This is a genomic window from Microcystis sp. M53602_WE12 (genome assembly GCF_030065455.1).
Taxonomy (GTDB): Bacteria; Cyanobacteriota; Cyanobacteriia; order Cyanobacteriales; family Microcystaceae; genus Microcystis; species Microcystis aeruginosa.
Map to the genome: position 1 here is coordinate 1 of NZ_JASJFB010000411.1, position 1,574 is coordinate 1,574.

3 protein-coding genes are annotated in these 1,574 nt (G+C 39.6%); 2 read left to right on the forward strand and 1 reads right to left on the reverse strand.

Features of this window, described 5'->3' with window-relative positions:
- The first annotated feature begins 532 nt into the window (after nucleotides 1–532).
- Together PX482_RS13965 and PX482_RS13970 are read left to right on the forward strand one after the other, a co-directional pair.
- Nucleotides 533–901 (forward strand): hypothetical protein, encoded by a 369-nt coding sequence (locus tag PX482_RS13965; protein WP_196219850.1) that lies wholly within the window; start codon nucleotides 533–535, stop codon nucleotides 899–901.
- A 2-nt stretch (nucleotides 902–903) separates the two neighbouring features.
- Nucleotides 904–1,458, forward strand: coding sequence for a hypothetical protein (locus PX482_RS13970; RefSeq protein ID WP_288025511.1), 555 nt, complete (start codon nucleotides 904–906; stop codon nucleotides 1,456–1,458).
- Between the two features lie 6 nt (nucleotides 1,459–1,464).
- Here the strand turns inward: PX482_RS13970 and PX482_RS13975 are convergent.
- Nucleotides 1,465–1,574 (reverse strand): transposase (locus PX482_RS13975; protein ID WP_271928149.1); only part of this gene is annotated, 110 nt, incomplete at its 5' end.

Here is a 1,574-nt window from a genome sequence, read left to right on the forward strand (position 1 = left end):
ACCCTTATAGAGAAAGGCATTTAGCGATTTTTGTCAATTGTTTTTTATCTAGAGCGAACTAATCAATTAAGTCTCTTGCCAGATAAGGATTTAGTCGATTTATGCCCCCCTATCGAACCATAACAAGTAACGAAGAGCCATTTGTAGGATGGGTTAGCGGTAGCGTAACCCATGCGGGAGTTGGGTTTCATGCTTCAACCTAACCTACGTTCATCTTATATTTAATTCCACCCACCCACTTAAGTTAAGTTATTTGATTAAGGTGTAGAATGGATGGTATTGATTATAACTCAGATATTGGGTGGTAATTTGGGAAAAAGGTAGTGTTGGGTTTCGTCACCTCAACCCAACCTACAAGATCAGCGATCGCACTGGGGTTCCGAATTGGCATTACATTAAAATTTAATGTTTTACCCTTGGCTATGGTGGGATAATTAAGCTAGGTTCTGTGGGAGGTTGTTGTACCGATCCTATTTAGCCGCTTCTAACATCACTTTTTAACGATAAAAACGCTCACGCCTACCTTGAGAATTTGCTTTGCCATGCTAACAATCGTTATCAGATAACTGAAGGTAAAAGTTTGTTGATGGTACTCAACGATTGCTTCTTGTATGAACCAGAGAAGATTATACGGGCGTTTATTGGGCTAGTAGATGAGGTAGGAAAATTAATTCAGGGTGTGCGCTTTACTCTTAATCTTTTCACTCAGGAAAGAGAGATTGTATCTTCTGTAGAGTCGCCTCCTCCAAACACGCCTGAATCCAAATTAAGACCCGTTGATATTGGCGTTCCTGCTCAAACTGGCGGATATATCCTACAAGCTTCTGTTGAGCCGTTCCGCGAGATAAATCCTGTTGAAGAGTACATTGGTGTCAAAAAATTGCAAGAACTGGGGCAATAACTATGAATAGCACAGAAATGAGTTCTCATGAATCTTTTGATCGATATGTATCCGAAGGTAAGCTGGTTATCTCTCCTACCAGACCTAAATTTTTGTTAGCAGCAGAGTTGATATTCGAGAAGGATGAATTGGTTAAAAAAGTAAAGGAAGCTATTGATGAAATTGAAATGCGATGTCATTACGGCTCACAGAAACCTCCCCGTAGAAGAGGTATTATAAGAGAAAACGGATGGGTTAGGGTTGGTGGTATCCGATTACCTATAAGAGGTCTAGAAAGTCAAAGAGCCAAGGCAATGACTGGGACTCAAACAGAAACAACTTTTGATCAAAGTTCTCAACAATCTTGTGAACTACCCGAAGGCAAGTCGATGATTTCTGAAGTTTCCAATCCACATTATGTTTGTCTCCCAGTCCGAGTTGAATTCGGTAATTATACCGATACCGAGTTGTCATTCAACATCAAGGAGGGAACACGTTGCGCTATATTGCCTCCAGACAAACTGTCGTCAATTGTGACTGAATGTAGCTGTTCGGCTCTTCTGGTTTTCGTGTGTTAATTTTTGTTATGAATTAAAGCAAGCAAACAGCTTAAGTCGAAGATGTTGAAAATTGGTAAATCCATAACTCATTCTTTTAATAAGCTTTATTTTGGTATTCATTCCCTCAATTAATC

Bases quoted from the DNA above. Each gene is read 5' to 3' on its own strand.
- PX482_RS13970 (WP_288025511.1), top strand. From the start codon at position 904: ATGAATAGCACAGAAATGAGTTCTCATGAATCTTTTGATCGATATGTA.